At 46.3% G+C, this 4,170-nt stretch carries 4 protein-coding genes; 1 reads left to right on the top strand and 3 read right to left on the bottom strand.

All coding sequences use genetic code 11. From position 1 onward, the window contains the following. Nucleotides 1-165 precede the first annotated feature (165 nt). Both WEIDD23_RS03360 and WEIDD23_RS03355 read right to left on the bottom strand, forming a co-directional pair. Nucleotides 166-984 carry a helicase HerA domain-containing protein gene (locus WEIDD23_RS03360; RefSeq protein ID WP_223823003.1) on the bottom strand — a complete coding sequence of 273 codons (819 nt, stop codon included), beginning with the start codon at nt 982-984 and terminating at the stop codon, nt 166-168. A gap of 37 nt (nt 985-1,021) precedes the next feature. Next, nucleotides 1,022-2,704 carry an alpha-glucosidase gene (locus tag WEIDD23_RS03355; protein ID WP_010372219.1) on the bottom strand — a complete coding sequence of 561 codons (1,683 nt, stop codon included), beginning with the start codon at nt 2,702-2,704 and terminating at the stop codon, nt 1,022-1,024. 156 nt (nt 2,705-2,860) lie between these two features. On the opposite strand from WEIDD23_RS03355, the gene WEIDD23_RS03350 reads away from it, so the two are divergent. Then, complete coding sequence (locus tag WEIDD23_RS03350; RefSeq protein ID WP_010372218.1) at nt 2,861-3,703, top strand: aldo/keto reductase; 843 nt, start codon at nt 2,861-2,863, stop codon at nt 3,701-3,703. A gap of 64 nt (nt 3,704-3,767) precedes the next feature. Here the strand turns inward: WEIDD23_RS03350 and WEIDD23_RS03345 are convergent. After that, nucleotides 3,768-4,170: hypothetical protein (locus WEIDD23_RS03345; protein ID WP_197458783.1), on the bottom strand; the 403-nt coding region annotated here is incomplete at its 5' end.

Here is a 4,170-nt window from a genome sequence, read left to right as displayed (position 1 = left end):
TTGTCCCAACAACCCAGCCGGCAAATCAAGCGGACTTTGTGTCGTTAACATCAAATACAAGCCCGCTTTACGTCCTTCACGTGCAACCCGCAAAATGCCGTCCACTACACCAGGTTGTTGCAACAAATAACGGTGTGCTTCATCAATCAACACCGTTACGGGCAACTATTGTGTGCCTGTTTGCTTGATACGTAGCAACGCCGTCATCAATAGTGACACAACAACCTTACCTAAACCTAAATTATCCGCTAATTCTGACAAATCAATGACCAGAATTTTTTGTTCGCTCCGTTGACTGCTAAACAACCGCATCAAATACATTACATCAGTTCTCATCCCCACCGTCGCAATTTTCTTACGACTTGGCAAATTGAATAACTGCTGGAAAGCTGGTTGACTTGTTTGACTTTTAATGCGACGAATGAGTGGCAACAGCGTCCGAAAACCAGCTTGATCAATTGTCTGACCAATCAAATCAAAATCATCTGTTGGCACAGCAAATTCTTGCTGCAACTGTTCTGGCAGCAAATGCATATCGGCCGGTTGCGGATAGTCATACAATCGCTGGGCATCCGCCTCAAACGTTGCCCAAGGACGGTTAACCTTTTGATAAACCCCTGACTGACGGACAACGTTCTTTTGAATTTTCAAACTTTGCCACGCATCAACCACTTTCTCTGTCGCCACCGCCTCCGTGACGCCAAATATTTGCGCGATTTCGGCACCCGTTAGTTGTTCATAATCAATAAAAGCGTTGTAGCCTAATTTCGCAACGACGGCGTGTGGCAACTTCGTGTACTCGCCAGTTGGATCGATAATAATCGTCGTTTGGTTCTGCATCATCAAGTCATGCAAAATTGTCACCGCGCTCGTCGACTTGCCACTACCAGTCGCTCCTAGAATTAGCAGATGTTGTCGCAACAAATCATCTGGCGTTACCGCAAAATTATCAGTCAACGCAATCATCGTGATGAAATCCCCCATTCGTTCCTATCTGTTCTTTAGTATACCAACAAATGGACTAAGAAATCCCCATTACCACAGCCGTATATGGGGCCATCGTAATACGATGCCCTGTCATCGTGACTTCACCCGATTGCGTCAGCACCTCACCAATTTGAATCAGACTAAAGCGTGATGATTGCACACTCAAATTAACCAACACGGTAATCAGCCGGTCACCTAAGCGCCGTTGGTACGCGATAACATCGGCCGGCAAGCGTGTTAATGGATGGAAGGTGCCATCAATAATCACATCATGCCATTGTGACTGACGACGCACTTTGGCCAGACCACGGTAATAGTTTAAGACCGACGCTGGGTCTTGCTCCTCGGTTGCAACATTAATATCAGCCCGATGCTCCCCCATTGGCAACCATGGTTCAACCTCTGAAAAACCACCAAACGCTTCACCAGTCCATTGCATCGGCGTGCGGGCATTATCTCGTGACTTTGCATTTAACCATTGCAGTGCTTCGGCCTCTGAAAAACCATCACGCAGTGCCATTTCATAGTTATTCAACGATGAGACATCATTGAATTCTGAAATATGCCGGCGTTCAAAATTTTTCATTCCCAATTCTTGCCCCTGGTAAATAAATGGCACACCTGGTAGGAAATAGTACATTGTCGCTAAACTTTTAGCTGCAACCGCCGTTTGATAAGCAACATTTGGCACTAGTTTTGATAAGACGCGTGGCTGATCATGGTTTTCCAACACGTTTCCCAAATAACCTTCAATCGCTTGTACTTGCTGTTGCGATTCAAAGAGCAAGTCACGTAAATCACTGGTGGTCCATGCCGAACGACCGCGGTACCATTCATCAACATTTTCAACTTCAATATTCATGTACGAAAAATCGAAAATCATTGAAAAATAACCATCCGGTCCAATGTACTGATGTAAGTCTTGTTGCGGTACGCCATATGCTTCACCAATCGTTACGGCATCATACTTAGCGAACGTTTCCGCTTTCAGCTCACTTAGAAAGCGTTCAATTCCCGGCCGGTTTTGCCCCTTCTTTGTTACCGAGACCAACCCATCGCTACCATCAGCCGGTAAACTCGCCCAATCCAAATCCTTTTTTAAATGCGTAATCGCATCAATGCGAAAGCCGGCGACACCTAGGTCTAGCCACCAGTTAACCATGTCATAGATTGCCCGGCGTAGTGCTGGATTTTCCCAATTCAAATCCGGTTGTTCCGACGCAAAGGTATGAAAATAATAAGTCCCGGGCTCATTCGGTACTGGTGTCCATGTTGAGCCGCCAAAAATGCTGCGCCAATTATTCGGTACCGTGCCGTCTGTTGTGGTCTTAAAAATATAAAACTCACGATATGGACTCGCTGGATCTGCTAATGCTTGTTTGAACCAAGTATGTTGATCCGATGTATGATTGACCACTAAATCCATTACGATTTTAATTTGTCGTTCACTTGCTGCCGTTAGTAGCGCCTTAAAATCTGTCAGCGACCCAAACTGCGGGTCGATATCTTGATAATCTGAAATGTCATAACCCATATCAACCATGGGTGACTTATAGACCGGCGATAGCCAAATTGTCGTAATTCCTAACGATTGGATATAATCTAGTTGGTTAATCACGCCCTGAATATCGCCAATGCCATCATGATTACTATCTTGAAAGGAACGGGGATAAATTTGATATACGACTTCGTCTTGCCACCAGTGTCGTTGTGCCATTACTGTGTCCTCCTCTTAACTACGCGTGTTCTTACCGCCAATATACCGAATTGTTTCCTAGTCGCGCAAAGAATTGCTCTTGATAATGATAGCGTTTGCATAAATTGCTTTTTAGTGAGACAGTATGGTTATCAAATGAAAGTGAGGTTACATCAAATGGTTAACATTCCAACACTAACTTTAAATGACGGACATCCACTCCCTGTTATGGGATTAGGAACATACCAGATACGTGGTGGCGCTGGTCGTCAACAAATTCTGGCAGCTATTAAAAGCGGTTACCGTTTAATCGATTCTGCAACAAACTACGACAACGAAGGTATTGTTGGTGAAGCCATTCGCCAATCTGGCGTACCACGCAGTGAATTATTCATCACCTCAAAGTTGCCCGGTAAATATCACGGCTACGATGATGCTTTGATGGCCATTCAAGAATCACTAGCTCGCATGGGGTTGGATTACTTTGACCTGTTCATTATTCACTGGCCACTCCCAAAGCGCGATAAATACGTTGAAGCTTGGCAAGCGTTGGTTACAGCTCAGAAGCTAGGTTTGATTCGTTCAATCGGTGTTTCAAACTTCGAACCCGAACACTTGGACCGTATTATTGATGCAACCGGCGTCAAGCCAGCCGTGAACCAAATTGAAATTCATCCTTACTGGGTGCAAACGGATAACGTCCAAGCAAATATTGATCGTGGCATCACGGTTGAAGCTTGGAGTCCGCTTGGTCGTGGTGGTGGCGCCATGCGCGAACCAGTCGTTCAAACAATTGCTGACAAGTACGGCAAGACGCCAAGTCAAATTATCACCCGTTGGCATATCGACCGCGGTATTGTCCCAATTTTGCGTTCAACCAACCCGGTTCACCAACGCGATAATGCGACGATCTTTGATTTCAAGCTGACTGCTGAAGAAATTGACACGATTAACCAGCTAAATCGTGCCGATGGCCGTATTGACGGGCAGGATCCTAACGAGTACGAAGAATTTGAATAGTTAAAAAGGTCGCCAATCTCCTGATGTAATCAGATGATTGGCGGCCTTTTTCGCACACTAGTGTCTATAAAATTTTAAACCAAACTAAGAAGCCCCATGCAATTCCTAATCCGGCCAGACCGCCGATAACGCTGGCAACCGTATCAAGCGTTGACCACGTTTTAGCAGCGGTTGCCGGTTGGCTCACGGCCCTGGTATGAGTCGTTGCTTGCGTCGGCTGCCGTGTTGTCACACGGTCAGCAGCTTGAGCTTGTGACGCTACCGGCACGGTTTGACCACGCTGGATTGGTTGCACCGCTGCACTCGTCGGTACCGTTGCCTCAATTTGTGTTGGTTGCGTCCTTGACGGCGCCGCCACAGCACTAACCGCTTGGCTCCCCGCCAGACTTGGCACACTAGTTGCGACGCTATTTGGTGCTACGGTTTGTGATGCGACTACCGATGGCAAGGTTTGCGTGATTGCTGGT

This window comes from Weissella sp. DD23 (assembly GCF_001579105.1).
In the GTDB taxonomy this organism is placed as follows: Bacteria; Bacillota; Bacilli; order Lactobacillales; family Lactobacillaceae; genus Weissella; species Weissella cibaria.
The sequence above is the reverse complement of the archived record's forward strand: the minus strand, read 5'-3'. Positions and strand labels throughout refer to the sequence as shown.